Raw genomic sequence first — 25,241 nt, forward strand, 5'->3', positions numbered from 1 at the left:
TCTCGCAAACGATGCCCGATTGCCAAGCGGGACACCAGCGAATAAGTCGGACTAAATTGCGATGAGGAGTGGTTCGATGGCGTTGCGGCTGATGCAATATCGTGGGGCGGACGGCGTGCGGCGGGTGATCGCGGCCGACGAAAGCGGCGCGAGTTTCGTACGCGGCTTCGCCGATGTGCGCAGCTTGGCGCTGCATGCGATCGAGGCGGGCCAGTCGCTGGCCGGGGCCGTCGCGGCGGCGGGCCGGGAAGGATCGGTCGATCCGGCCGAGGCACTGGCTGCGGGCCAGCTGCTTGCGCCGATCGATCATCCGGACGCGGCGCATCTGGTGCTGACCGGCACCGGGCTCACCCATCTCGGCTCGGCCGAGGGTCGCGACAAGATGCACCGCGATGCGGCGGCAGCCGAGCACAAGACCGATTCGATGCGCATGTTCCTCGAAGGCGTCGAGGGCGGCAAGCCGGGTGCGGGCGCGATCGGTCAGCAGCCGGAATGGTTCTACAAGGGCAATGGCCACCATCTCGCCGGGCCGGGCGAAACGCTCGAAATGCCGGGATTCGCCCAGGACGGCGGCGAGGAGCCCGAGCTTGCGGGCATCTATCTGATCGGCCCGGACGGTACCCCGTGGCGGATCGGTCTGTGCCTAGCCAACGAGTTCAGCGACCATGTAACCGAGCGGCACAACTATCTGTGGCTGGCGCATTCCAAGCTGCGGCAGGCGTCGCTGGGCCCGGAACTGCTGGTCGGCGAGGCGCCGAGCGACGTACGGGGCACCAGCCGCATCGTGCGCGACGGCGCGACCTTGTGGGAAAAGCCGTTCCTCTCGGGCGAGGCGAACATGTCGCACACGCTTGCCAACCTGGAGCATCACCACTTCAAATACGGCCTGTTCCGCCAGCCGGGCGATGTGCACGTCCATTTCTTCGGCACCGCGACGCTGTCGTTCAGTGACGGCGTGAAGACGCAGGTGGGCGATAGCTTCGAGATCGAGGCGGCGCCCTTCACCCTGCCGCTGCGCAATCCGCTGGCGCAGGTGGAAGATACCGGCCTGATGGCGGTGAAGACGCTCTGACGTAGATTCCCCCTCCCGCCAGCGGGAGGGGGCAATGGGGCCGCGGTGTCAGCCTCCGACGTCGAGCACCGCGACCGACTTGGCCGGCAGTTCCAGTGTCACCGCGCCCTTGGTCACCGTCCCGCTGATCGGCTTCGGCACCACCGTGTTCGGCGACTCAAAGCTGTTGACCGCATCCACCTTCGCTGCGGTCAGCACCTCGCCCGTGGCGCGCTTGGCGGTCAGCCCGGTGAGTTTCACGGCGATCCGCGCCGGCTTGCCGGCGTCTAGATTGGTCACCGCCAGCCACAGCTTGCCGTCCTTGCCCCGCGCCGCGATTGCGTCGACGCGCGGCATGGTCACGCCGCCCTGGGCGTAGGTCCCGGCGTCGAACGATACCGGGACCGCCTGCGCATCCTGGAACGGCACGTACATGCGGAACACGTGATAGGTCGGCGTGAGGACCATTTTCTCCTTGTCGGTGAGGATCATCGCCTGGAGCACGTTGATCATCTGCGCGATATTGGTCATCCGCACCCGATCGGCATGGCGCGCGAAGATGTTGAAGTGCAGCGCCGCGATGATCGCGTCGCGCAGCGAGTTCTGCTGGTAGAGGAAGCCCGGGTTGGTGCCCGGCAGCGGCGCCAGCCAAACGCCCCATTCGTCGACGACCAGCGGCACCTTCTTGTCGGGATCGTACTTGTCCATGATCGCCGAATGCTTGGCGATCATCCCGTCCATCGCCAGCGCCGCCTTGACCAGCTTGGCATAGCCCGTCTCGTCGAAGCCGACGCTCGGGTAGGAGGGCGGCCAGCCGCCGGTGGTGTAAGCGTGCATCGACAGGCCTTCGATGTTCCACGCCCAGTCATGGCCCTTCCACGCCGCCATCACCGCCTCGGTGTAGGTCGTGTCGCTATCGTTGGGGCCGACGGCGATGCGCTGCATCGGCTCCTTGCCCTTCTCACCCTGCACCGGATCGAGATTGTGGGTGAAGCGGGCGAAGCGCTTCATCAGGTCGATATAGGCGTCCGGCCGCATCGATCCGCCGCAGCCCCAGCTTTCGTTGCCTAGCCCCAGCCATTTCACCTTATAGGGTGCGGCATGGCCGTTGGCGGCGCGTTCCTTGCCGGCGGTGGTCGAGGGATCGGCGGTCATGTAGGCGAGCCAGTCCGCCGCCTCCTGGATCGTGCCGGAGCCGACGTTCACCGAGACATAGGCCTCTGCGCCCACCTGGTCGGCAAAGTCCATGAACTCGTCGGTGCCGAAGCTGTTCGGCTCGCCCGACCCGCCCCAGTTGGTGTTGACGCTGCTGCGGCGCTTGTCCTGCGGGCCGACGCCGTCGCGCCAGTGATATTCGTCGGCGAAGCAGCCGCCCGGCCAGCGCACCACCGGAACCTTGATGGCGCGCAATGCCGCGACCACGTCCTTGCGGATGCCGCGCGTGTTGGGGACCGGCGAGTCCCTGCCCACCCAGATGCCGCCATAGATGCCGCTGCCGAGATGTTCGGCGAACTGGCCGAAGATGTGGCGGTCGATCATCGGCCCCGGTTTGGCGGTATCGACCGTGACAGCGATATCCTGCGCCATCGCGGGCGTGGGCGCGAGCAGCAACGCCGCGCCGGCGAGCAAGGTCTTTCGAAGCATGGATCCTCCCTTAGCGTTTATCACGCGCGCCATGACACGGATTCTACTCCGACTAAAGAGGGGGTTAGAGCGGCGGCAATGCCGGCGGCAGGGTCCAGCGTGCGACGATCACCACCCCGGCCACCGCCGCGACGCCGAGCACCGCCACCAGCACCCGCTGTGGCAAAGGGCGCGTGCCGGTCGCGGCGAGCAACGCAAGGCCTGCTGCCAGCATCCCCCAGCAATGATAGCGATAATCCGATGCGACGCCGACCAGGCCGAACGCCAGTTCGGTAAGGATGGCGGACAGCGCCAGCGTCACTGCCACGCTTCCCATCCCGTTGCGCGCCGGCCAGGTGCAGAAAAGCACGCCCAGCGCGATGGCGAACCACAGGATCGGCGCCCCCGCCACGCTGCTCGCCAGCACATAGCCCGTCTTCTGGAATCCGGCGATCCGCTTGTCGGGCGAGGCGAGTCCCAGCTTGTTGGGTTCGGAGCGCGCGAGCGGGCCGGTACCTGGCATGGTCGCGGGCATCCAGAGCCGCATCTCGCTGTTCCAGTGCCCGATCCGGTGCGCGGCATAGGCGAGAGGATGGGTCGCGATCGCGTGCAGCCAGGCATTGCGCAGCCGATTTCCGGGGGCGGCGCGCTGGAGCGTGTCGACGATATAGCCGCATGCCTTTTCGTCGCCGATCGGATCCCACAGGATCGGTGTCAGGCATCCCCGGGTCTCCGCCCGCCGCCAGAGGCGTGCGGGTACCAGCGGTACGGCTTGGGGACCGGCGTGATGGGCGATGCCGGCAAGGTCGAACAGCGGGAGCGAACGCTCCACGCCGCTGGGCTTAGCGTCGAGCAGGCGCTGGTTGATCGGGGTCAGTACGCCGAGCACTGCGGCGGCGGCGGCAACGACCAGCACCGCCTGGAACAGTGGCCGGTCCCAGCGGACGCCGCCGAGCAGCCCCAGAGCGAGCGGCACGGTGGCGAAGGCGGCATTGAAGCGCACCAGCGTCGCGTAGCCGAGCAGGAGAAGCACCAATGCCGCCGCCCAGATCGGTAGTCGGCGATCGTCGAGGCGCCACCAACTGGCCAGACCGACGGCAGCAAGCAGCGCGCCGGTCATCTGCGCGTCCTTCAGCACCGCGATCTGCCATCCGAGCAGCGGTGGCCAGGTTCCGAGCAGCAGCACGACCAGAGCCGCGAGCGCCCGGCCATTCCGGGCAAGCGCGCCGGCGAACAATGCCAGGCCGCCCCAGTAGAGCAGGATCTGCAGGACGAACATCGGTATCTGGCCGCGCCAGCCCAGATCGTGGAACACTGCCCAGAGACGCGCCATCGCCGGCGGGTGCCAATCATCATATTGGCCGCTCAGCACCTGCTGATACTGCACCACGCTGTCATAGCTTGCCACGCCCGGCCAGAAAAAGGCGAGGGTGATGCCCGCCAGCAGCGCCGCCACGATCAACGCCGAAATAGCCTGCCGGCGCGTACCGACCGGCCTCCGTTGCAACGCCCTCCCGCCCCGGCCGCGCGGCGATCCGCCAAAAGCCTGGGAGCGCGAGCGGTACCTTGTCATCGATCGACTTTCCTGCGTGGCGACGGGAGCTTGGGCACGGACTCTACGAGGGAACGTCCAGGCGCGCCAGCACACCCCTCGCGGCCGAAGGGCAATTCGTCGGCTTGCGGTTGAGCGAAATTGTTTCGGCTGCGCCGATGTATAGCCTGCGAAGGTCGCAAGTTGCGTATCAAGCGTATTGCGGGGTTTCTCAAGTAGCGTAAAATGAAGATGTAGATGCGAGTCGTCGCATCTGCGGGGTGGCGTCATAAAAATAATAATGAACGTGAACAGAATTGACCAAAAGGGTCAGCTCTGTTTGCAGTCGTTTGCACTCGGCGTGCCAATGGTGCGCCGAACGGGAGCGGCTTGTCCAACTAGGCAGGAGAGAATGCAATGACGGTCTATGTGATCCAAAATCAATGGGGTGGCATCAGCGCGCCCTGGCACGAAGGCGGCGTCTTCAATATCGGCAATCGCGCCGATCAACGGCCCGTCGCGCTGAAAATCCAGTCGGGCGACGGGGGCCACAGCTTCTCCGGTACCATGACCTATCAGGGCGAAGGTCCCATCGGCGTGCGCGCCACCCTTGTGACGACCAATTGCTATCGTGTGGAAAATCAGTGGGGCGGCAGCAATGCTCCCTGGCATGATGCGGGCCTTTTCCTGCTGGGCGCGCGCAACGGGCAGAACGCGGTCGCCTTCGACCTGCGGTCCGACGACCAGGGCGACACCCTTACCGGCACGATGACCTATCAGGGCGAGGGCCCGATTGGCGTGAAGGCCGCCGTGTCGGACGGCGTTGCCTATAACGCGCAGAACCAGTGGGGCGGTGATCAGGCGCCGTGGCACCCGGGCGGCCAGTTCATCCTCGGCTGCCGCCCTGATCAGCCGGTGGTTGCGATCGACGTGAGCAGCGCGGACTCCGGCAAGACGCTTGCAGGTACGATTACCTACAAGGGTGAGGGTCCCATCGGCTTCCGTGGCACGCTGATCATGGCCAACACCTATAGCGTGGTGAACCAGTGGGGCGGCAACGACAAGCCGTGGCATCCGGGCGGTACCTGGGTGCTGGGCTGCCGCACCAATCAGGGCGTGGTGGCGATCAAGGCGGCCGGCGATGGCGTCGAGGTCGACGGTACGATGACCTATCAGGGGGAAGGCCCGATCGGGCTGGAGCTCCAGCGCTCGTCGCAGCAGGCGCTTGCCGACGCCTGAGTGCGGCGCGTCCAGCATGGGCGCGCCGGGCCGGCCTCGATAGCCTCCCCCTTATCGGGGCCGAAGGACCACGCGACGGCGCGGCCTGAAAACGGCTCCGGCCTGGGAATCCTCCCAGGCCGGAGCTTTTTCCTTAGCGGCAGTCAACGCGCCTCGGCGCCGTCGCCGGATCAGATGTGCAGTGCGCGACCATAGGCGCCGAGCACGGCCTCGTGCATCGTCTCGCTGATCGTCGGGTGCGGGAACACCGTTTCCATCAGCTCCGCTTCAGTCAGCTCGCCGGTCTTGCCGATCGTGTAGCCCTGGATCATCTCGGTTACTTCCGCACCGATCATGTGCGCGCCGAGCAGCTCGCCGGTCTTGGCGTCGAACACCGTCTTCACGAACCCTTCCGGCTCGCCGAGCGCGATCGCCTTGCCGTTGCCGATGAAGGGGAAGTTGCCGACCTTGACCTCGTAGCCGGCTTCCTTGGCCTTGGCTTCGGTGAGGCCGACGCTGGCGATCTGCGGGTGGCAATAGGTGCAGCCCGGGATGTTGCGCGGGTCCATCGCGTGCGGGTGGCCGCCGTTGATCGCCTCGACTGCGATCACGCCCTCATGGCTGGCCTTATGCGCGAGCCATGGCGGCGCGGTGACGTCGCCGATCGCCCAGAGGCCGTCGACATTGGTGCGGCAGGCGCCGTCCGTCACGATATGGCCGCGCTCGGTCTTCACGCCCAGCGTCTCGAGCCCGATATTCTCGGTGTTCGGCACGATGCCGATCGCGACGATGACGTGGCTGAACTCCTCGACGGTGACCTTGCCGTCCTTGCCCTTGATCGACGCCTTGACGCCGGTCGCCGTCACGTCGAGCTTGTCGACGCCGGTCTGGGTGAGGATGGTCATCCCCTGCTTCTTGAACGCCTTTTCCAAGTGCGCGGAGACGTCCTTGTCTTCCACCGGTACGATCCGGTCGAGCATTTCGACGATGGTCACCTTGGCGCCCATGTCGTTGTAGAAGCTGGCGAACTCCACGCCGATCGCGCCCGAGCCGATAACCAGCAGCTTGGTCGGCATCTCGGTCGGCGTCATCGCGTGGCGATAGGTCCAGATACGCTTGCCGTCGGCCTTGGCGAAGGGCAGGTCGCGGGCGCGCGCGCCGGTGGCGACGATGATGTTCTTCGCTTCCAGGTCGGTTTTCTTGCCGTCCGCCGCGGTGACGGTCAGCTTGCCCTTCGCGGTCAGCACGCCGGTGCCCATGTGCACGGCGATCTTGTTCTTCTTCATCAGGTGCGTGACGCCCTGATTGAGCTGCTTGGCAACGCCGCGCGAGCGCTTCACCACCGCCTCGAGGTCGGCGCTGATCTGATTGGCGATCAAGCCGTAATCCTTGGCGTGCTGCATATAGTGGAAGATTTCCGCCGAGCGCAGCAGCGCCTTGGTGGGGATGCAGCCCCAGTTGAGGCAGATGCCACCGAGCAGCTCGCGCTCGACGATGGCGGTCTTCAGGCCCAACTGGGCCGCCCGGATTGCCGCGACATAGCCGCCGGGGCCCGAGCCGAGAACGAGGACGTCGTAGGATTCAGCCAAGGTTTGCTTCCTTCTGCTCCCTTCCCATCGGCGGGGGAGGGCTGGGGAGTACATAATGCGGAGCCAGCGAATTTCATGCGGCGGCCGGCTTCCGCAGGTGCGTTACGCGATCTGTTCCACCGGTCTCGGGCGCTTGTCGGCGTCGACCGCGACGAACACGAAATGCGCCTGGGTCACGAGGCAACTGGTCTCGACGTGCCGGCCGCGGCGCCATGCCTGTACCTCGATGGTCATCGAGGTGCGGCCGACCTTGATCATCTCGGCATAGACCGAGACTTCGTCGCCTACCGCGACGGGAGCATGGAATTTCATGCCCTCTACCGCGATGGTCACGGCGCGACCGCGCGAATAGCGCGAGGCGACAAGCCCCGCCGCCATGTCCATGTGGCTCATCAGCCAGCCGCCGAAGATATCGCCATAGGGATTGGTATCGGCGGGCATTGCCGTGACGCGGATCGCCGGCTGTCGGTCGGGCGGGCCGCCCTGTTGGTCAATCATCGCGAGCAGCCTCCTTGCTTCCGTTCAGCTTGGCACGATCCTCGGCATAGGCACGTCGCAGCGGACCCATGCCCATGGCCACGACCGCGACCATTGCCACATAGGCGACGAGCCAAATGTCGTGGGTGGCGCGGCGGTAGGACCAGGCGGCTAGCGACGCAATGATCCACGCCGCGATCAATCCCGCGACGATGTGAAGCACCTCGATCAATACGCGCACCGCCCGGCTCCGATCAGGCGATCATGCCCATCGGGGCTTCGACGAGTTCCTTGAAGATCTTCATCATCTCGGCCCCGTCGGCCCCGTCGATGGCGCGATGGTCGAAGCTGCCGGTAGCGCTCATCACCGTCGCCACGCCGAGCGCGTCGTCGACAATGTAAGGGCGCTTCTCGCCAGCGCCGATCGCCATGATCATGCCCTGCGGCGGGTTGATCACCGCCTCGAACTGCTTGATGCCGTACATGCCCATGTTGGAGAGGCTGGCGGTGCCACCCTGATACTCAACCGGCTGCAGCTTGCCTTCGCGGGCGCGGGCGGCGAGGTCCTTCATCTCGGTCGCGATCGCCGAGACGCTCTTGTTCGCCGCATCCTTGACGATCGGGGTGATCAGGCCGGTGGGCGTCGACACCGCGACCGACACGTCGGCGCGGCTGTACTTGATCAGCTTGTCGCCGGTGAAGGTGACGTTGCACTTCGGCGTGCGGGCCAGCGCCACGCCCAGCGCCTTGATCAGCAGATCGTTGACCGACAGCTTCACGCCGCGCGCTTCGAGCGCCTTGTTGAGCTCACCGCGCAGCTTGAGCAGCGCGTCGAGACGGATATCGACCGTGAGGTAGATGTGCGGGACGGTCTGCTTCGACTCGGTGAGGCGACGCGCGATCGTCTTGCGGATGTTCGAGAGCTTCTCTTCCTCGTGCGGGATCGAGTCGTCGAACCAGACGGCCTTGGTCTCGGCCGGCGCGGCAGCCGGTGCAGCGGTCGGCGCCGGGGCAGCTGCAGCGGCAGCGGCGGCCGGGGCGGCAGCGGGGGCGGCACCCGGCTTGGCGCCTTCGACGTCAACCTTGACGATGCGGCCGTTCGGGCCCGAGCCGGTCACGGCGGCGAGGTCGACGCCCTTGTCGGCGGCGATGCGGCGGGCGAGCGGGCTCGCCTTGACGCGCGAACCCGCAGCAACGGCGGGCTGCGCCGCCGGAGCAGGGGCCGGAGTCGGCGTGGGCGCCGGTGCGCTCGCGGCCGGTGCCGGCGCAGGCGCAGGGGTCGGGCTCGGCGCGGGGGCGGCGGTGGCGGACGAGACGTCCTCGCCTTCGCCGGCGATCACCGCGATCACGGTACCGACCTTTACGTTATCGGTCCCTTCGGCGACCAGGATCTTCCCGATCACGCCTTCGTCGACCGCTTCGAATTCCATCGTCGCCTTGTCGGTTTCGATCTCGGCAAGCAGGTCGCCGGATTTCACCGTGTCGCCTTCCTTGACGAGCCACTTGGCAAGCGTGCCCTCCTCCATGGTGGGAGAAAGTGCCGGCATCTTGATTTCGATTCCCATGAAGGTTCCCGTCGTTGGTCCTGGGGGTGGCTGGCCCCTCCTTTGCCGCCGCCGTCCCTAGGGTCAAGCCCCGCTCTTGCGCTGCGGCCCGTGCCGGTCCACGTAACGCGTGACTGCAAGGAAGGCCCCCATGCGCACCTATCTGGTGGTGATCGACGATTCGCCCGAGGCCGAAATCGCGCTGCGCTTCGCCGCGCGGCGCGCAACCAAGACGGGCGGCAACGTCGAAATCCTGGCGCTGATCCCGCCGCCCGAGTTCGTCCAATGGGGCGGGGTGATGGCGACGATCGAGGAAGAAGCGCGCGAACGGGCCGAGGCGCTGGTGATGCGCGCGGCGGGCACGCTGTTCGCCGAATCCGGCCTGACCCCCTCGATCACCGTGCGCGAAGGCGACGGGCCGAAGGTCGTCCGCGAGATGCTGGCCGCCAATCCCGATGTGGCGGCGCTGGTGCTGGGGGCGGCGCCCAGCGGCGCGCCCGGCAAGCTGGTCACGCACTTCACGGGCGCGGATGCAGGCAAGCTGACGGTGCCGGTGATGATCATCCCGGGCTCGCTCGACATGGACACGATCGATCGGCTGAGCTGAGTCGATTGACCCGCGCGACCGGGCGCGTCAGCATAAGCCCATGCGCATCCTAGCTCTTTTGCCGCTCGCCCTGATCGCAATGCCTGCCGCCGCGCAGGACCGGCCCGATCCCCAGCGCCTCAAGGCGACCGTCGAGAAGCTGGTCGGTTTCGGCACGCGCCATACGCTGTCCGACCCGGACAACCCCACGCGCGGCATCGGCGCGGCGCGGCGCTGGTTCGGCGCCGAACTGGCGAAGATCGGCGCGGCCTGCGGCGGCTGCATCGAGACGAGCGAAGTCGCGCGCGACTTCAAGGGGCCGCGCGCGCCCAACGGCGTGCGGATCGTCGACGTCCTCGGCATCCAGCGCGGCAGCGAGCCGAATCGCGTCGTGATCGTGATGGGCCATATCGACAGCCGCGTCACCGACGTGATGAACGCCACCGCCGATGCGCCCGGCGCCAATGACGATGCCTCGGGCGTCGCGCTGGTGCTGGAATCGGCGCGGCTGCTGTCGAAGCACAAGTTCAGGGCGACCATCGTCTATGCCGCGCTCTCGGGCGAGGAGCAGGGGCTGTATGGCGGCCAGCTGCTCGCCGAGACGGCAAAGGAGCGCGGCTGGACGGTGTCGGCGGTGCTCAACAACGACATTGTCGGCAACACCATCGGCCAGGACGGACGCCGCGTGGCGGACCGCGTCCGCGTCTTCTCCGAAGGCGCGCGCGACTCCGAGACTCTGCCCGAGGCCAAGGCACGGCGTGCCGATGGCGGCGAGGATGACGGCCCCAGCCGCGCACTGGCCAAGGCGATCCGCGGCGTCGCGGCGGCGGACGGGGCGGGGCTCAAGGTGCTGATGGTGCGTCGCCCGGATCGGTTCGGGCGGGGCGGCGACCATTCGCCCTTCCTCGCGCTCGGCTATCCGGCGGTGCGCTTCTCGGTGGGCGTGGAGAATTACGACGCGCAGCACCAGGATCTCCGTACCGAGGCGGGCAAGGTCTATGGCGACACGGCCGATCGGATGGACTTCCCCTATCTGGCGAAGGTGACGGCGCTCAACGTCGCCACGCTGCGCCGCCTGGCCAGCGCGCCGGCCGCACCCCAACCGGTGCTGCTCAGCGGCGCGCTCGCGACGGACACGACGGTGCAGTGGCCGGCGGTGGCCGGTGCCGCCAGGTACCGCGTCTATTGGCGCGCCGCGGACAGCGATGCCTGGAGCCAGCATGTCGACGTGCCCGGCGACCGGACCGAGACGGTGCTCAAGGGCATCATCGTCGACGACAGCTTCGTCGGCGTGGCAGCGCTGGCGGCGGACGGGGCGGAGAGCCTGGTCAGCTTCGGCGCCCGTCCGGTACGCGAACGTTGAACCGGGCGGCGCAGGGGTTCATAGGGGCCGATAGCGGGGGCCAATTTGTTGAAGAGTCGAGTTTGAGCATGGCTACCCATCCCCTGTCCGACGATCCCGCCACGCTGCTGGTGGTCGATGACGACCGTGACATCCGCCTTCTCCTCGCCAACAGCCTCGGCGCGCGCGGCTACCGCGTCGAGACCGCGTCGAGCGCGCGCGACATGGACGTCATCCTGGAGAAAATGCCGGTCGATCTGGTGATCCTCGACGTGATGATGCCGGGCGAGGACGGGCTTTCCGCCTGCCGCCGCATCGCCACTGCCGATGGTCCCGACGTGATCCTGCTGAGCGCCCTGGGCGAGGAGCAGGATCGGATTCTGGGGCTGGAAGTCGGGGCGGGCCATTATCTCCCCAAGCCGTGCAGCCCGCGCGAGATTCTCGCCACCGTCCGCGCCGCGCTGCGCAAGCGCGGCAGCACGGCAGCGCCCCCGGCTGCGGGCGACGTCTACACCTTCGAAGGCTGGCGCATCGATCTGGGCAGCCATGAGCTGTTCGATCCCGACGGCGTGCTGGTCGGCCTGACCGACGGCGAGTTCGCGGTGCTGCGCGTGTTCATCGAGCGCCCGCGCCGCGTATTGACCCGGGAGGCACTGCTGGCCGCAGCGCGCGGACCGGATTCGGACGCCTATGATCGCGCGATCGACGTGCAGGTCAGCCGGTTGCGGCGCAAGCTGCGTTCGGGCGCGGACGAGATCATCCGCACCGTGCGCAACGAGGGCTATCTGTTCGTCCCTCGCGTGACGCGCGCATGAGCAAGACAGCGGCGGCGCCCCGTTCGCCGCTGTTCCTGCGCATCTTCGTGCGGATGCTGGCCTGCGTCGCGGTCGTGCAGCTGCTCAATTTCGGGCTGCTGTTCGCGATCCAGACGCCGAATCCCAAGCTGCACACCGTCGGCCAGATCGTGCAGGCGATGCGCGACCCGAACGCTGCGCCGGAAGGTTTCGAGGTGCGCCCTGCCGGCACCGTCGAGCGGCAGCCCTGGAATCCGCGTGCGGACCGAACCGAAGTCGCCCTGGCCACCGCACTCGGCGTGCCCCGCGATCAGGTGATCCTGCGCTTCCCGGTCGGCTTTCTCCAGCGACCCCAGGTGTACAATCGCGCCAGCGTGCCGCCCGCGCCGGCCCCGGCCAGCCCCGCGGCGGCGCAGGACGTGGCCATCACCGGCGCTTTCGAAGCGGCGCTCCGGCTTCCCGACGGCAGCTGGCGGACCGTGACGCCGGGCGAGGGGCTGGAGCCCTGGCGGCTGTTCGTGATCGCCTGGCTGCTGCTCTCGGCACTTGCGGCGGCGATGTTCGCCTGGGCGATGGCGCAGCGTTTCGCGCGCCCCATCGGTGCCTTTGCGCGGGCTGCGGAGCGGCTGGGCCGCGATCCGCGTGCCCCGCCGATCGAGCTCGACGGCCCGGCGGAGATCGCCGAGGCTGCCCGCGCCTTCAACGACATGCAGGCCAGGCTCAACCGCTATGTCGACGACCGCGCGACGATGATCGCGGCGGTGGCGCATGATCTGCGCACGCCGCTGATGCGGCTGGGGCTGCGCATCGAGGATGCCGATCCCGCCATCCGCACCGCCTGCGAGTGCGACATTCGCGAGATGCAGGCGATGATCTCCACCGTCATGGCCTATGTGCGCGACAGCAGCCGGATCGGCGTGCGCCGCCCGCTCGACCTGCGTTCGCTGGCCGAGACGGTGGTCGACGATGCCGCCGATCGCGGCGCGGCGGTCAGCCTGGAAACGGGCGATCCCGTCGTGATCGAGGCGGATCCGGTCGCGCTCAAGGCGATGCTCGCCAACCTGGTCGGCAACGCGATCAAATATGCCGGCGGGGCGGAACTGGTGCTGGAGGCGCGCGGCCCGGAAGCGATGATCGCGGTGCGGGATCGCGGCCCCGGCATCCCCGACGAGGATATGGAGCGGGTGTTCGATCCCTTCTTCCGCGGCGAGCGCTCGCGCAACCGCGATACGGGCGGCATGGGACTGGGCCTTGCCAGTGCCCGCGCGACCGCCCGCGCCCATGGCGGCGACATCACGCTGCGGCGGCGCGAGACGGGCGGACTGTGCGCGATGGTGACGCTTCCGCTTTGATTTCAATCGTTTCCATCTACGACCCCGAGATGCTGGCCCGCCTGGGGGATTGTTGATACCGCTATCGACCGCGCGGCGACCAAAGCCGCAGCGGACGAGGAGGTGGATCATGGGAACGCGACGCGACGTGCTCGGCGGGATCGGCGCCGGGGTGATGGCCAGTGCGCTCGGCGGGTCGGCTTCGGCCGCGGCGCCCAAGCGCAAGCTCGGCTATGCGGTGGTCGGGCTCGGTTATTACGCCACCAAGCAGATCATGCCCAACCTCAAGGATTGCGAGTTCGCCGAGCTCAAGGCGCTGGTGAGCGGCACGCCCGCCAAGCTGGAGAAATACGGCGCCGAATACGGCATCCCGAAGACTCATCAGTACAGCTACGAAACCTATGACCGGATCCGCGACAATCCGGACATCGACATCGTCTATGTCGTGCTGCCGAACAGCATGCACGCCGAATACACGATCCGCGCGCACCAGGCCGGCAAGCATGTGATGTGCGAAAAGCCGATGGCGGTCTCGGTCGCCGAATGCCAGGCGATGATCGCCGCCGCCAAGAAGGCCGGCAAGAAGCTGATGATCGGCTATCGCTGCCATTTCGAGCCGTACAATCTGAAGGCCATCGAGACGGTGAAGTCCGGCGCGCTCGGCAAGCCGACGCTGATCTTCGCCGAGCATGGCTTCTATGCGGGGCCCAACCAGTGGCGGCTCGACAAGGCGCTGTCGGGTGGCGGATCGATGATGGACATCGGCATCTACAGCCTCAACGCCGCGCGCTATCTCTCCGGCGAGGAGCCGGTCGAGGTCAGCGCGATGGAGGTTACCGATGGCAGCGATCCGCGCTTCAAGACGGTGGAGGACCGGATCGACTGGCAGTTCCGCTTCCCCAGCGGGCTGATCGCCGATTGCGTGTCGAGCTACAGCTCCAACCACAATCATTACCGCGTCACCGGCCGGAAGGGCTGGGTCGAGCTGGAGCCGGCCACCAATTACGAGGGGCAGGAGATGTGGACCCGGCTGGAGGGCAAGCGCGAGCAGCTGGTGCTGCCCAAGCCGGCCAAGAACCAGTTCGTCCGCCAGCTCGATCACCTGCCCGAATGCATCATGACCGGCCGCGAGCCGATCGTATCGGGCGAGGAAGGGCTGCGCGACATGCGGCTGATCGAGGCGGTCTACCGTTCGGCGCGCGAACACCGGGCGATCACGCTGGCATGAAGAACGCTTCCATGAATCGTCGGAACGTACTGGCGGCGGGCGCGATGCTCGCCGCTTCCGCCTGGACCCCGCTTGCGCGCGCAGCACGGCCGCTGGGTGCCGACACCCGCGCGCGGATCCAGGCGCTGCTCGGCCAGATGACGCTCGCCGAGAAGGTCGGGCAGATGAACCAGATCGCGGGCGGGCGGCAGAAATCGCTCAACTCGAAGCTCGACGCGGCGATGCTCGACCGGGTGCGCAAGGGCGAGATGGGCTCGTTCCTCCACGTCGCCGGGGCCGAGCCGCTGCGCGACCTGCAGCGTGTCGCGGTGGAGGAATCGCGGCTCAAGATTCCGCTGCTGTTCGCGATGGACGTGATCCATGGCTATCGCACGATCCTGCCGGTGCCGCTGGCACTGGCGGCGAGCTGGGACGCTCAGGTCGCCGAGCAGGCCGCGCGGATCGCGGCGGAAGAGGCCTGGGCGGCCGGGTTGCACTGGACCTTCACGCCCATGGTCGATGTCGCGCGCGATCCGCGCTGGGGCCGGGTGGTCGAGGGCGCAGGCGAGGATGCCTATCTCGGCAGCCGCATCGCCGAGGCGCAGGTTGCCGGCTTCCAGGGCGCGGATCTGGGCAAGGGCATGCGGATGATGGCCTGCGCCAAGCATTTCGTCGGCTATGGCGCGGCGGAAGGCGGGCGCGACTATGACAGCGCCGAGGTGGGCCCGCGGACGCTCAACGAAGTCTATCTGCCGCCCTTCCATGCCGCGGCGCGGGCGGGGGCGGGCAGCTTCATGACCGCGTTCAACGCGCTCGACGGCGTGCCGATGACCGCCAATGCCGATCTGGTGCGCGGCTTCCTGCGCGCCCGGTGGCACTATCAGGGGCTGGTGGTGAGCGACTGGAACGCCATCCGCGAGCTGGTCAACCACGGCATCGCCGCCGATGCGCGCGAGGCCGCGGTGCTGGCGCTCAAGGCGGGCGTCGACATGGACATGGCGAGCGGCAGCTACGCGACGTACCTCGCCGAAGCCGCGACCGCCGATGCCAGGCTGGTGCCGCTGATCGACGAGGCGGTGGGCCGCATCCTCGCCGCCAAGGCGCGGCTGGGGCTGTTCGACAATCCCTATGGCTTCGGCGATCCGGCGCGCGACAAGGCCCCGCTGCGGCGGACCGAGGCCCGTGATCTCGCCAAGCGCTCGGTGGTGCTGCTGCGCAACGATGGCGCGGTGCTGCCGCTCAAGCCCGGCGCCAGGCTCGCGCTGATCGGCGCGCTGGCGGACGATGCCTCCTCGGCGATCGGTTCGTGGCGCGCGCGGGGGCAGGCGACCGATGCGGTGACGCTCAAGGCGGCGCTGGCCGGCGCGGACTATCAGCCGGGCACCGATGTTCCGGCGGCGGTCGAGGCGGCCAAGCGCGCGGACGTGGTGCTCGTCGCGCTCGGCGAGGATTTCAACCGCACCGGCGAGGCGCGCAGCTATGCGGAGATCGGCCTGCCCGAGGGCCAGGCGGCGCTGCTGGAGGCGCTGAAAGCCGCCGGCAAGCCCATCGTCGCGATCCTGATGGGCGGCCGCCCGCTCGCGCTCGAACGCGAACTGGCCGGCGTGCCCGCCGTGCTGCAGACCTGGCTGCTCGGCATCGAGAGCGGCCCGGCGATCGCGGAGATCCTTACCGGCAAGGCCGCCCCCGGCGGTCGCCTGCCGATCGGCATGCCGCGCCGCACCGGCCAGTCGCCGCAAAGCTATGCGCATTTGCCCACCGGCCGCCCGGCCAACCCGGACCTCGCGGTGGACAGCGCGCGCTATCACGATACCGAGATCGGACCGCTCTTCGCCTTCGGCCACGGCCTCACCTATGGCGAGATCGCCTACGGCCCGCTGACGCTGAGCGCCGAGACGCTCGCCCCCGGCGGGCGGATCACCGCCTCGGTGCAGGTCACCCATCGCGGCGCGATGGCGGTCGAGGACGTGGTGCAGCTCTACGCCAACGATCCCGTCGCTTCGGTCTCGCGGCCGGTGGCGGAGCTGCGCGGGTTCGCCCGCGTGGCGCTCAAGCCGGGGCAGAGCCGCATCGTGCGCTTCACCCTCACCCCCGAGCAGTTCGCCTTCTGGCGCGACGGCAAATGGATCGTCGAGCCGGGCGATATCCGGCTGATGGTCGGCGCTTCCGCCGCCGACCTGAAGAGCGAAGCCAAGTTCCGCATCACCGCAGGCGGCGAAGGGCAGATGCCCGCCGCCGCGATCGCCACCAAGGTGGAGATCGCGTGATGGGCGAGCCCTGGCATACGCTGTTCATCGTCGCGGGCAGCATCGCGACCGTCATCCTGCTGGTGCTGCGCCTCAAGCTCCAGCCGTTCGTCGCGCTGCTGCTGGTGGCGCTGGCGACCGGCCTGGTCTTCGGCAACGATCCGCAGGCGGTGATCGCGGCGATCAAGAAGGGCACCGGCGAGGCGCTCGGCTCGGTCGCCGTGGTGATCGGGCTCGGCGCGGTGCTCGGCGGGATGCTGGAGGCATCGGGCGGCGTGCAGGCGATCGCGCGGCGGCTGCTCGATCTGTTCGGGGAGAAGCGGGTCCCCTGGGCGCTCACCGCGATCGGCATCGTCGTCGGCGTGCCGCTGTTCTTCGACGTCGCGTTCATCATCCTGGCGCCCCTGCTCACCACGCTGGCGGTGCGGGCCGAGCGGCGCGTCACCTATTTTGCGCTGCCGCTGCTGGCGGGCCTGATGACGATGCATGCGCTGCTGCCGCCGCATCCGGGGCCGGTCGCGGTCGCCGAGCTGCTCCACACCGATTATGGCCGGATGGCGCTCTATGGCCTGATCTGCGGCATTCCCTCGGCGATCCTGGCGGGCCCGGTATTCGCCAAGCTGGCGCATGGCGCGCCGGGCTATGGCGCGATCGGTGCGCCGCCGATGCTCGACGAAGGCGCGCCGCAGACGGGTGCGGTCGGCTTCGGTCCGGCGCTCGCGGCGATGCTGCTGCCGCTGGCGCTGATCCTGATCGGCACGGTGGCCAGCGAGGCGATGGCGCCGGGGCTGGTGCGTTCGATCCTCGTGTTCCTCGGCCATCCCTTTACCGCGCTGATCCTCGCGGTGCTGGGCGCGATGGCCTGGCTGCGCTTCGTGGCGGGGGCGGGGTTCGAGACGCTGTCCAGAATCAGCACCCGCGCGCTGGAGCCGGCGGGCCTGATGGTGCTGATCATCGGCGCGGGCGCGGCCTATAAGGAAGTGCTGATCGAGTCGGGGGCGGGCAAGCAGATCACCATGGCGGTGGAGGCGGCGCAGGTTTCGATCCCCGTCTTCGCCTTCCTGCTCGCGGCCTTTGTGCGGGTGGCGCAGGGATCGGCGACGGTATCGATGGTCACGGCGGCGGGGCTGGCCGCGCCGCTGATTACCGCCGCCGGGCTGGGGCCCGACCGGATCGCGCTGGTGACCGTCGCGATCGGCGCGGGGGCGACCATCGTATCCCATGTCAACGACACCGGCTTCTGGCTGGTGAAGCAATATCTCGGGCTCACCGAAGCGCAGACCTTTCGCAGCTGGACCATCGGTGCCACCATCGCGGGACTGACCAGTTTCGCCATGGCGCTGCTGCTATGGCCGTTCGTCTGAGGGGATCCCGACCATGCTCGCCACCACCCGCCGCACCCTGCTGGGCGGCCTCGCCGCGCTGCCGCTGCTGCCGGGCATCGCCCGCGCGGCGGGAGCGGGGACGATCACCCGGCTCGATCCCGAACTCGATACGCTGCTCGACATCGAGTCGCCGCTCGAGGTGATTTCGAGCGGCATCCAATGGGCCGAGGGGCCGGTGTGGATCCGCGACGGGGCGGTGACCGGCGGCGCTTCGGGCGGGGCGAGTGCGTTCGATCGCAGCTATCTGCTGTTCTCCGATGTGCCGGCGAACATCGCCTATCGCTGGGACGGCAAGGAGACCAAGCCGTTCCTCGTCCCCTCCGGCCTTGCCGGGCCGATCCCCAAGGGCGTGCGCGAGGCGGGATCGAACGGCATGATCCAGGGCCGCAAGGGCGAGCTGCTGATGGCGGACAGCGGCACCCGTGCGATCGCGGCGGTGGATCTGGAGACCAAGGAAAAGACGATCCTCGCCGGCAAGTACGAGGGCAAGCGCTTCAACAGCTGCAACGATCTGGTGCAGGCGAAGAACGGTGCGATCTATTTCACCGATCCGCCCTATGGCTTCACCGAGGGCGACCAGTCGCCGCTCAAGGAACTGTCGTTCAACGGCGTGTACCGGCTCGACACCAACGGCACGGTCCACCTGATCGAATCGAAGCTCACCCGGCCCAACGGCATCGGCCTCTCGCCGGATCAGCGCACGCTGTACGTCTCCGTCTCGGACGACGCGGCGCTGTTCACCTGGGCGTACAGTCTGGGCGACGACGGGCTGGCCACCGGCCGCAGGCTGTTCCTCGACCACCGAGCCGGCGCCGCCAAGGGGCTGCCGGGGCATCCGGATGGGATGAAGGTGGCGGCGAGCGGGCATCTCTACGCCAGCGGGCCGGGCGGCATCCATGTCGTGGCGCCGGATGGACGGCGGCTGGGGCTGATCTCCACCGGCAAGAAGGCGGCGAATTGCTGCTTCGGCGAGGACGGCAAGACGCTGTTCATCACCTCCAGCGACCAGGTGTTCCGCCTCCGCCTGCGCGCCTCCGGCTGGTAAGCGCCGGCCGCCCGGCGTAGAGCCGGGGCGATGCCGACCCCCGAAGCCATCCCCGCTGCCACCGTGATCGTGATGCGCGACACGGGCAGCGGGCCGCCCGAGCTGCTGATGGTCGAGCGCTCGCGGGCGATGGCGTTCGCGGGCGGGGCGCTGGTGTTTCCGGGCGGGCGAATCGACTCGGGCGATCATCTGCTGGCCGACAGCCATGACGATGCCGCCGCCCGAGTCGCGGCTATCCGCGAAACGATCGAAGAGGCGGGTCTCGCGCTGGGGCTCTGCTGCGATTCGGACACGCTCGCATCGCTGCGTGCCGCGCTGCATGCGGGCGAACCCTTTGCGCGGCTGCTGGCGGAGGCGGGGCTCGCACTCGACCTCGACGCGCTGGTGCCGTTCGCGCGCTGGCTGCCCTATGGCCTGCCGCACCGGGTCTTCGACACGCGCTTCTACCTTGCCCGCGCGCCCGAAGGCGCCGCGCCGCAGGTCGACGGCAGCGAGAATGTCCGGCTGTGCTGGATCACCGCGCAGGGTGCGCTGGACCTGGCGGATCGCGGCGAGGCGATGGTGATCTACCCCACCCGCCGCAATCTGGAACGGCTGGCGCTGTTCGACGGTTTCGAATCGGCAATGGCCCATGCCCGCCGCTTCCCGATCGCGCCGATCACCCCGTTCGTCGAGTCGCGCGGCGGGGTCGACTGGCTCTGTATTCCGGAAGGGCTCGGTTACCCGGTCACCGCCGAGCGCATGGACCGCGCGGTGCGGGCGTGAAGGCGCTGAAGCAGACCGTCTGGGTGCTGCTCGTCTTCGCGCTGATCGCCGGCGGCGCGCTGCTGTTGCTGATGTGGACGCGCAGCCGGCCGCAGGACATGCCCTGGACCCCGCTCGACCTGGCGCAACCGATCGGCGCCTTTACCGGGCGCAAGCTGGCGGGGCTGGGCGCCGATGACGGGCAATGCCGCGCGCTGCTCACCCAGGCGGGCGTCCGCTACGAGAAATTGGCGCCGGTCCAGCGGCAGGGCGACTGCGGCTATGCCAATGGCGTGCGCTTCACCAGCGGGGGCGCGCGGTCGATTGCGTTCAGCCCGGCGTCGCTCGGCACCGCCTGCCCGGTGGCGGCGGGGCTGGCGCTGTGGGAGTGGAATATCGTCCAGCCCGAGGCGCAGAAGCATTTCGGCATGCGCGTCGTGCGGATCGAGCATTTCGGCAGCTATGCGTGCCGGCGCATGTATGGCCGCAGCACCGGCGACTGGAGCGAGCATGCGCGGGCCAATGCGGTCGATATCGCGGCGTTCATCCTCGCCGACGGGCGGCGGGTGAGCGTGTTGAATGACTGGAAGGGGGAAGGCGACAAGTCGGCCTTTCTGCGCGCGATCCGCGACGGCGCCTGCCGGCTGTTCGCGACGGTGCTGTCGCCCGATTACAACGCCGCCCACCGCGACCACCTCCATCTCGACCAGGCTGCACGCGGCGAGATGGGGTGGCGCGCCTGCCGCTGACGCCGCTTGGCGCCTTCGGCAGGCTTTTCGGGACCTATCCTCAGTTCGGCAGGGCGTTGGTGTCGATCTTCTCGACCCATTGCGGGAAGAAGCTCGGCTGGCGGTTCGACCAGCCCGAGGCGGTCGCCGCGGCTTCGCTGATCGACTGGAGCAGCTTGCGGCGCAGGTCCGGGTGGAGGTGCGGCAGCGCCGAGGCCGAGCAGAAGGCTGCCGGCAGCCACGGCCGCACTTCCGCGCCGAGCAGCCGCTCGTAGAGGAAGCGATAGGCGGAGAAGCTGGTCAGCCGGCCTTGGCCGAGATCGAACGCCGAGAGCGTCACCAGCGGTGCCATGAACGGCTCGATCGCGCCGAGGTCGCTTTCGTTCGGCAGCAGCGTGCGGATGTCCTTCAGGCGCTCGTAGATGCGTGCCTGGGCGCGGATGCTTGCGGCCTCGACCACATCACGCGACCAGCGCGAGAGCGCATCGTCCCGCTCCAGCCCGACGTCGAGCGACCGGCGCACATAGCGCTGGGTGCCGGCGGCGAAGCCCGCGAACTCTTTCATCTCTGCCAGCGTCATCGCGCCTTCGGCCGGTTTTGCTCGTGCAGCCATTGTAACGTCTCCCGCTCGGTTCCTTTTGGCCCGTGGGATGGATCATGCTCCGCACTGGTTAACGCAGAGCTTAATGACCCCCTCCGTATCCCCACGAGCATTGGAACCTAAATTGTGTTGCGATGCAACATTGGTTTGCGACGAAACGACTACGGTACGCAATCATCCTTAGGTAGTTGATATACTGCCGTATATTCCCGGAGGGCGGCGGTATGGGTCGCGGATGGCGAAAGGATGCGCGCCGCGCGGCAATGCACGTCCCAGGTAGGGGTTCCCCCCGTTCAGAAACCGTTCAGCGCACCTCATCGGCGCATTCCAACGGTTCGTCGGATCGACGTGCCGCAGGGGTGTACGGGCCTCCTATAGTTTGGCTAGCAACCCTCAACCACTTCCTTTCCTGACCGGGGGGTCCAAAGATGTTCACTCGTTTCGCAGCGCGTTTTGCGCTGATGGCGGCGTGCGCCCTGATGACTGTCGTTCCCGCTCAGGCGAAGGGCACCTTCTGGCAGTGCGTCACGTTCGCCCGCCAGGCGTCGGGCGTCGAGCTCCGCGGCAATGCCTGGACCTGGTGGGAACAGGCCGCCGGTCGCTACCAGCGCGGCGAGACCCCGAAGGTGGGCGCGGTGATGTCGTTCCAGCGCACCGCCCGCATGCCGATGGGCCATGTCGCGATGGTCTCGCAGGTCGTCAGCCCGCGCGAAGTGCTGCTCACCCATGCCAACTGGTCGACCCCAGGTGCCGTCGAGCGCGATGTCCGCGCGGTGGACGTGTCGGCAGCCGGCGACTGGAGCGAAGTGCGCGTATGGTACGGCCGCACCGGCGGTCTCGGCCTCTCGGCCTATCCGGTCAACGGTTTCATCTATCCGGGCGCAGCGCCGACGAACGACTGGGCCAATGTCCAGGTCGCGGCACTCAGCCTGCCGAGGCTGACCCAGATCGCGTCGAACTGATCACCCCTTGGGCGTGAACCGCAAGGCCACGCCGTTCATGCAATAGCGCTTGCCGGTCGGCTTCGGCCCGTCGTCGAAGACATGGCCGAGATGGCTGCCACAGCGGCGGCACAGCACCTCGGTGCGCTCCATCCCCAGGCTGCGGTCGCCCCGCGTCACCACCGCATTTGCCAGCGGCTGATAGAAGCTCGGCCAGCCGGTGCCGCTGTCGAACTTAGTCGCGGAATCGAACAACGGCAGCGCGCAGCCCGCGCATCCGAACACGCCCTTGCGGTGCTCCTTGTTGAGCGGGCTGGTGAAAGGATATTCGGTGCCGCCGTTCCGCAGCACATTATAGGCCGCCGGGCTCAGCTTCTTCTTCCATTCGGCATCGGTCAGCTTGAACGGAAAGTTCGGCAGCGGCGCGGCGGGAGCGGAGCCGCAGGCGAACAGCGGCAGCGCGACGGCGCTGGCACCGGCGGCGACGAGCAATTGGCGGCGATCAATCGGCATGGTGAACCTCTTGGCGTTAGCGTCTCGATATAGGTTCGATGCGGGGCGCCGAAAGGTTGCACCTGGGGGGGCAATTTCTGCCGGTGCACGCGATGCTGCGCCGGGTGGAAGGGTGAAGGATTGATTTCCCGGCCACGCTGTCACAAGGCTGCAAAGCTTTTGTCACAGGGGGGTGGGGAGCGTGTCCGGCACTGCGCGGGGCAGGCTGGTTCGCCGGGAGTCGTTTCGAATGCCATCACTTGCCAAGTCGCCGAAGAACGATGCGGTCCGCGGCGCGGTGCACCGCCACGAGCATCTTTCGAAGGAAGGCATCCTCGAACGCGCCTTCACCTTCGCGTTCCGCGGCCTCGTCTATGCCCAGATCTGGGAAGACCCGGTGATCGACATGGAGGCGCTGCAGATCACGCCGGACAGCCACATCGTCACGATCGCGTCGGGCGGCTGCAACGTCTTCTCGTACCTGACGGCCAACCCGGCGAAGATCACCGCGGTGGACCTCAACCCGGCGCATATCGCGCTCAACAAGCTGAAGCAGCAGGCCGCACTGCGGCTGCCGGACTATGAGTCCTTCCACCGCTTCTTCGGCCTGGCCAACCGGCCGGAGAATGTCGACGCCTACAAGACCTATCTGCGCGGCAGCCTGGACGACAGCGCGCGCGCCTATTGGGAAGGCCGCGCGCCGAACGGCGTGCGCCGGATCAACGGGTTCAAGACCGGCTTTTATCGCCAGGGTCTGCTCGGCCGGCTGATCGGCTTCGTCCATTGGCTGGCACATCGCTACGGGATCGACCCCAAGGAAATCCTCGCCGCCAAGAGCATCGAGGAACAGCGCCACATCTTCGAGACGCGCTTCGCGCCCTTCTTCGACAAGAAGCTGTTGCGCTGGATGGTGGACCAGCCCGCCGCCCTGTTCGGCTTCGGCATCCCGCCGGCGCAGTACGACCTGCTCAAGGTGGACGACCAGGAGGGCATCACCGGCGCGCTGCGCAGCCGCCTGCGCAAACTCGCCTGCGACTTCGACCTCAAGGACAATTTCTACGCCTGGCAGGCCTTTGGCCGCGGCTATGGCGAGCATGAGGGCGCGCCGCTGCCGCCCTATCTCGAGCGCAAGAATTACGAGGCGGTGCGGTCGCGCGCCGACCGTGTCGAGATCCGCCACACCAACTATGCCGATTATCTGGAGTCGATGCCGGCCCAGTCGCTCGATCGCTACATCCTGCTCGACGCGCAGGACTGGATGACCGACGAGCAGCTGACGCGCATCTGGACCGAGATCACCCGCACCGCCAAGCCGGGTGCGCGCGTGCTCTACCGTACCGCCGCGGTGCCGGACGTGGTCCGCGGCCATATCCCCGACGCGCTGATGAATCAGTGGCAGTATGAGAACCAGGCCAAGCTCGACGACTGGACCCGGCGCGACCGTTCGTCGGTCTACGGCGCGACCCATGTCTGGACGCTGAAGCCGCACGCATGAGCGCCAAGGCCGGGGCGGGCGACCAGAAGGGGCTGATGGATGCGACCTATGCGCTCCATCGCCACTTTTACGATCTCACGCGCAAATTCTATCTGCTGGGCCGCGACCGGCTGATCCGCGACCTGGCACCGCCGCCCGGCGGCACGGTGCTGGAGGTCGGCTGCGGCACGGCGCGCAACCTGATCGTCGCGGCCAAGCGCTGGCCCGATGCCCGCTTTTACGGCTTCGACATCAGCGAGGCGATGCTGGACACGGCGCGCAAGTCGGTGGCCAAGCATGGCCTGTCGGACAAGATCACGCTGGCGCAGGGCGATGCCGGGGCGTTCGACGTGAACGCGCTGTTCGGGCTTAGCCAAGTCGACCGGGTGTTCATGAGCTACACGCTGTCGATGATCCCGCCGTGGAAGGATGCGATTGCGCTGGGTGCCAAGGCGCTCGCGCCGGGCGGCAGCCTGCACATCGTCGATTTCGGCCAGTATGAGCGCCTGCCGGGCTTCGCCAAGCGCTTCCACTTCAAGGAGCTGAACGCCTTCCACGTCTACCCGCGCACCGACCTGCGCGCGGTGGTGGAGACGATTGCGGCTGAGCAAGGGCTCGCGGCATCGTTCCGCTCCACGCTGCGCGGCTATACCTGGAGCGCGGGGCTCAAGCGGCCGGGCTGAGCGCTATCGCCTCGGAAGTGCCAGCCATGCTACATTGTGCGGCATGAACCAGCAGGTCCGCGTCGCATCCAATAAGGAGTGGGCGTCGCCGTTCACGGCGGACGATTTCCTCCACATGCTCGAACGGGGGGCGTTCGTGGATATGCGGGCGGAGTTGGTCCGGGGGGAAATCGAAAAGATGATGCCGGCCGACTGGTCGCACGGTGAGCTTGTCATCCGCCTGAGCGGATTGCTTTTTCCGCTCCTGCAGGCTGCGAAGACCATGGCTGGGGCCGATGTCGTCTTGCGCGTCGATGACCATACGGTCCGCGCCTTCGACATTGCGGTGGTGCGGCCCGGCGTTCGTCCACAGAAGACGCTCGCGCCGCAGGACGTACTGTTCGGAATTGAAATTGCGGAATCCACCCAACGCCGCGATCTCGGCGAAAAGCGCGAGGAATATGGCGGAGCGGGCATTCCGGCTTATTGGGTCGTCGACACCGTCGCTCGTGTGACCCATTGTTTCGTGCTGGATGCAAGCGGCAGTGCTTATGGCGACGCCATAATCGTGCCGTTCGGCCAGCCGATGGACGTGCCCGGCCTCGGCGGCCAGATCACCATCGACTGACG

Annotated in this window: 24 protein-coding genes; 16 read left to right on the forward strand and 8 right to left on the reverse strand. The window is 67.8% G+C overall.

The features are described 5' to 3' along the window. The first annotated feature begins 76 nt into the window (after positions 1–76). Positions 77–1,072 carry an AraD1 family protein gene (araD1, locus tag A7X12_RS06945; protein ID WP_064310937.1) on the forward strand — a complete coding sequence of 332 codons (996 nt, stop codon included), beginning with the start codon at positions 77–79 and terminating at the stop codon, positions 1,070–1,072. Positions 1,073–1,120: 48 nt separating this feature from the next. Here araD1 and A7X12_RS06950 read toward each other — a convergent pair whose 3' ends face one another. After that, entirely contained in the window at positions 1,121–2,695 is a 1,575-nt protein-coding gene (locus A7X12_RS06950) for an alpha-N-arabinofuranosidase (protein WP_064310938.1), read from the reverse strand. 64 nt (positions 2,696–2,759) lie between these two features. Then, positions 2,760–4,130: a hypothetical protein gene (locus A7X12_RS06955; RefSeq protein WP_232318393.1), complete on the reverse strand. Its 1,371-nt coding sequence runs from the start codon at positions 4,128–4,130 to the stop codon at positions 2,760–2,762. Between the two features lie 492 nt (positions 4,131–4,622). Between A7X12_RS06955 and A7X12_RS06960 the strand changes: the two genes are divergently transcribed. Beyond that, complete coding sequence (locus A7X12_RS06960; RefSeq protein ID WP_064310939.1) at positions 4,623–5,444, forward strand: lectin OAA family protein; 822 nt, start codon at positions 4,623–4,625, stop codon at positions 5,442–5,444. Positions 5,445–5,614: 170 nt separating this feature from the next. Here the strand turns inward: A7X12_RS06960 and lpdA are convergent, their stop codons facing one another. The 4 genes from lpdA to A7X12_RS06980 form a co-directional block, all read right to left on the reverse strand. After that, positions 5,615–7,012, reverse strand: a complete 1,398-nt coding sequence (gene lpdA / locus A7X12_RS06965) for a dihydrolipoyl dehydrogenase (RefSeq protein ID WP_064310940.1) — start codon at positions 7,010–7,012, stop codon at positions 5,615–5,617. A gap of 102 nt (positions 7,013–7,114) precedes the next feature. Beyond that, positions 7,115–7,510, reverse strand: coding sequence for an acyl-CoA thioesterase (locus tag A7X12_RS06970; protein ID WP_064310941.1), 396 nt, complete (start codon positions 7,508–7,510; stop codon positions 7,115–7,117). After that, the gene (locus A7X12_RS06975; protein WP_064310942.1) at positions 7,503–7,730 is read right to left on the reverse strand and encodes a hypothetical protein; all 228 of its coding nucleotides are present in this window, start codon (positions 7,728–7,730) and stop codon (positions 7,503–7,505) included. Before A7X12_RS06975 ends, A7X12_RS06970 begins: the two co-directional genes overlap by 8 nt. A gap of 13 nt (positions 7,731–7,743) precedes the next feature. Next, positions 7,744–9,054: a pyruvate dehydrogenase complex dihydrolipoamide acetyltransferase gene (locus A7X12_RS06980; RefSeq protein WP_064310943.1), complete on the reverse strand. Its 1,311-nt coding sequence runs from the start codon at positions 9,052–9,054 to the stop codon at positions 7,744–7,746. Positions 9,055–9,184: 130 nt separating this feature from the next. Here A7X12_RS06980 and A7X12_RS06985 point away from each other — a divergent pair, with 130 nt between their 5' ends. The 10 genes from A7X12_RS06985 (at position 9,185) to A7X12_RS07030 (ending at position 20,462) form a co-directional block, all read left to right on the forward strand. After that, positions 9,185–9,640, forward strand: a complete 456-nt coding sequence (locus A7X12_RS06985) for a universal stress protein (RefSeq protein ID WP_064310944.1) — start codon at positions 9,185–9,187, stop codon at positions 9,638–9,640. 40 nt (positions 9,641–9,680) lie between these two features. Further along, positions 9,681–10,982 (forward strand): M28 family metallopeptidase, encoded by a 1,302-nt coding sequence (locus A7X12_RS06990; protein ID WP_064310945.1) that lies wholly within the window; start codon positions 9,681–9,683, stop codon positions 10,980–10,982. A 68-nt stretch (positions 10,983–11,050) separates the two neighbouring features. Next, complete coding sequence (locus A7X12_RS06995) at positions 11,051–11,776, forward strand: response regulator (RefSeq protein ID WP_064310946.1); 726 nt, start codon at positions 11,051–11,053, stop codon at positions 11,774–11,776. Beyond that, positions 11,773–13,107, forward strand: coding sequence for an ATP-binding protein (locus A7X12_RS07000; protein WP_064310947.1), 1,335 nt, complete (start codon positions 11,773–11,775; stop codon positions 13,105–13,107). Before A7X12_RS06995 ends, A7X12_RS07000 begins: the two co-directional genes overlap by 4 nt. A gap of 109 nt (positions 13,108–13,216) precedes the next feature. Further along, positions 13,217–14,314 carry a Gfo/Idh/MocA family protein gene (locus tag A7X12_RS07005; RefSeq protein WP_064310948.1) on the forward strand — a complete coding sequence of 366 codons (1,098 nt, stop codon included), beginning with the start codon at positions 13,217–13,219 and terminating at the stop codon, positions 14,312–14,314. Positions 14,315–14,325: 11 nt separating this feature from the next. Continuing rightward, positions 14,326–16,560 carry a glycoside hydrolase family 3 N-terminal domain-containing protein gene (locus tag A7X12_RS07010; protein WP_064311052.1) on the forward strand — a complete coding sequence of 745 codons (2,235 nt, stop codon included), beginning with the start codon at positions 14,326–14,328 and terminating at the stop codon, positions 16,558–16,560. After that, positions 16,560–17,903: a GntT/GntP/DsdX family permease gene (locus A7X12_RS07015; RefSeq protein ID WP_064310949.1), complete on the forward strand. Its 1,344-nt coding sequence runs from the start codon at positions 16,560–16,562 to the stop codon at positions 17,901–17,903. The genes A7X12_RS07010 and A7X12_RS07015 overlap by 1 nt, the downstream gene beginning before the upstream one ends. Positions 17,904–17,916: 13 nt before the next feature. Beyond that, the gene (locus A7X12_RS07020; protein ID WP_064310950.1) at positions 17,917–18,969 is read left to right on the forward strand and encodes an SMP-30/gluconolactonase/LRE family protein; all 1,053 of its coding nucleotides are present in this window, start codon (positions 17,917–17,919) and stop codon (positions 18,967–18,969) included. A gap of 30 nt (positions 18,970–18,999) precedes the next feature. Beyond that, complete coding sequence (locus tag A7X12_RS07025; protein ID WP_064310951.1) at positions 19,000–19,734, forward strand: NUDIX hydrolase; 735 nt, start codon at positions 19,000–19,002, stop codon at positions 19,732–19,734. Then, positions 19,731–20,462: an extensin-like domain-containing protein gene (locus A7X12_RS07030; protein WP_064310952.1), complete on the forward strand. Its 732-nt coding sequence runs from the start codon at positions 19,731–19,733 to the stop codon at positions 20,460–20,462. Before A7X12_RS07025 ends, A7X12_RS07030 begins: the two co-directional genes overlap by 4 nt. Before the next feature lie 40 nt (positions 20,463–20,502). On the opposite strand, the gene A7X12_RS07035 is transcribed toward A7X12_RS07030, so the two are convergent. After that, positions 20,503–21,054 carry a hypothetical protein gene (locus A7X12_RS07035; RefSeq protein WP_064310953.1) on the reverse strand — a complete coding sequence of 184 codons (552 nt, stop codon included), beginning with the start codon at positions 21,052–21,054 and terminating at the stop codon, positions 20,503–20,505. Between the two features lie 467 nt (positions 21,055–21,521). Between A7X12_RS07035 and A7X12_RS07040 the strand changes: the two genes are divergently transcribed. Further along, the gene (locus A7X12_RS07040) at positions 21,522–22,004 is read left to right on the forward strand and encodes a CHAP domain-containing protein (protein ID WP_232318394.1); all 483 of its coding nucleotides are present in this window, start codon (positions 21,522–21,524) and stop codon (positions 22,002–22,004) included. Here the strand turns inward: A7X12_RS07040 and msrB are convergent, their stop codons facing one another. Then, positions 22,005–22,496 carry a peptide-methionine (R)-S-oxide reductase MsrB gene (msrB, locus tag A7X12_RS07045; RefSeq protein WP_064310955.1) on the reverse strand — a complete coding sequence of 164 codons (492 nt, stop codon included), beginning with the start codon at positions 22,494–22,496 and terminating at the stop codon, positions 22,005–22,007. It lies immediately after the preceding gene. Between the two features lie 229 nt (positions 22,497–22,725). On the opposite strand from msrB, the gene A7X12_RS07050 reads away from it, so the two are divergent. The 3 genes from A7X12_RS07050 to A7X12_RS07060 are packed head-to-tail and all read left to right on the forward strand — an operon-like array spanning position 22,726 to position 25,239. Further along, positions 22,726–23,970: a DUF3419 family protein gene (locus A7X12_RS07050; protein WP_064310956.1), complete on the forward strand. Its 1,245-nt coding sequence runs from the start codon at positions 22,726–22,728 to the stop codon at positions 23,968–23,970. Continuing rightward, positions 23,967–24,632 (forward strand): class I SAM-dependent methyltransferase, encoded by a 666-nt coding sequence (locus tag A7X12_RS07055; protein ID WP_064310957.1) that lies wholly within the window; start codon positions 23,967–23,969, stop codon positions 24,630–24,632. Before A7X12_RS07050 ends, A7X12_RS07055 begins: the two co-directional genes overlap by 4 nt. Before the next feature lie 43 nt (positions 24,633–24,675). Beyond that, on the forward strand, positions 24,676–25,239 hold the full coding sequence (locus A7X12_RS07060) for a Uma2 family endonuclease (RefSeq protein ID WP_064310958.1): 564 nt from the start codon (positions 24,676–24,678) through the stop codon (positions 25,237–25,239). Positions 25,240–25,241: the final 2 nt, after the last annotated feature.

The sequence above is a fragment of the Sphingomonas sp. TDK1 genome, from assembly GCF_001650735.1.
Lineage (GTDB): Bacteria > Pseudomonadota > Alphaproteobacteria > Sphingomonadales > Sphingomonadaceae > Sphingomonas.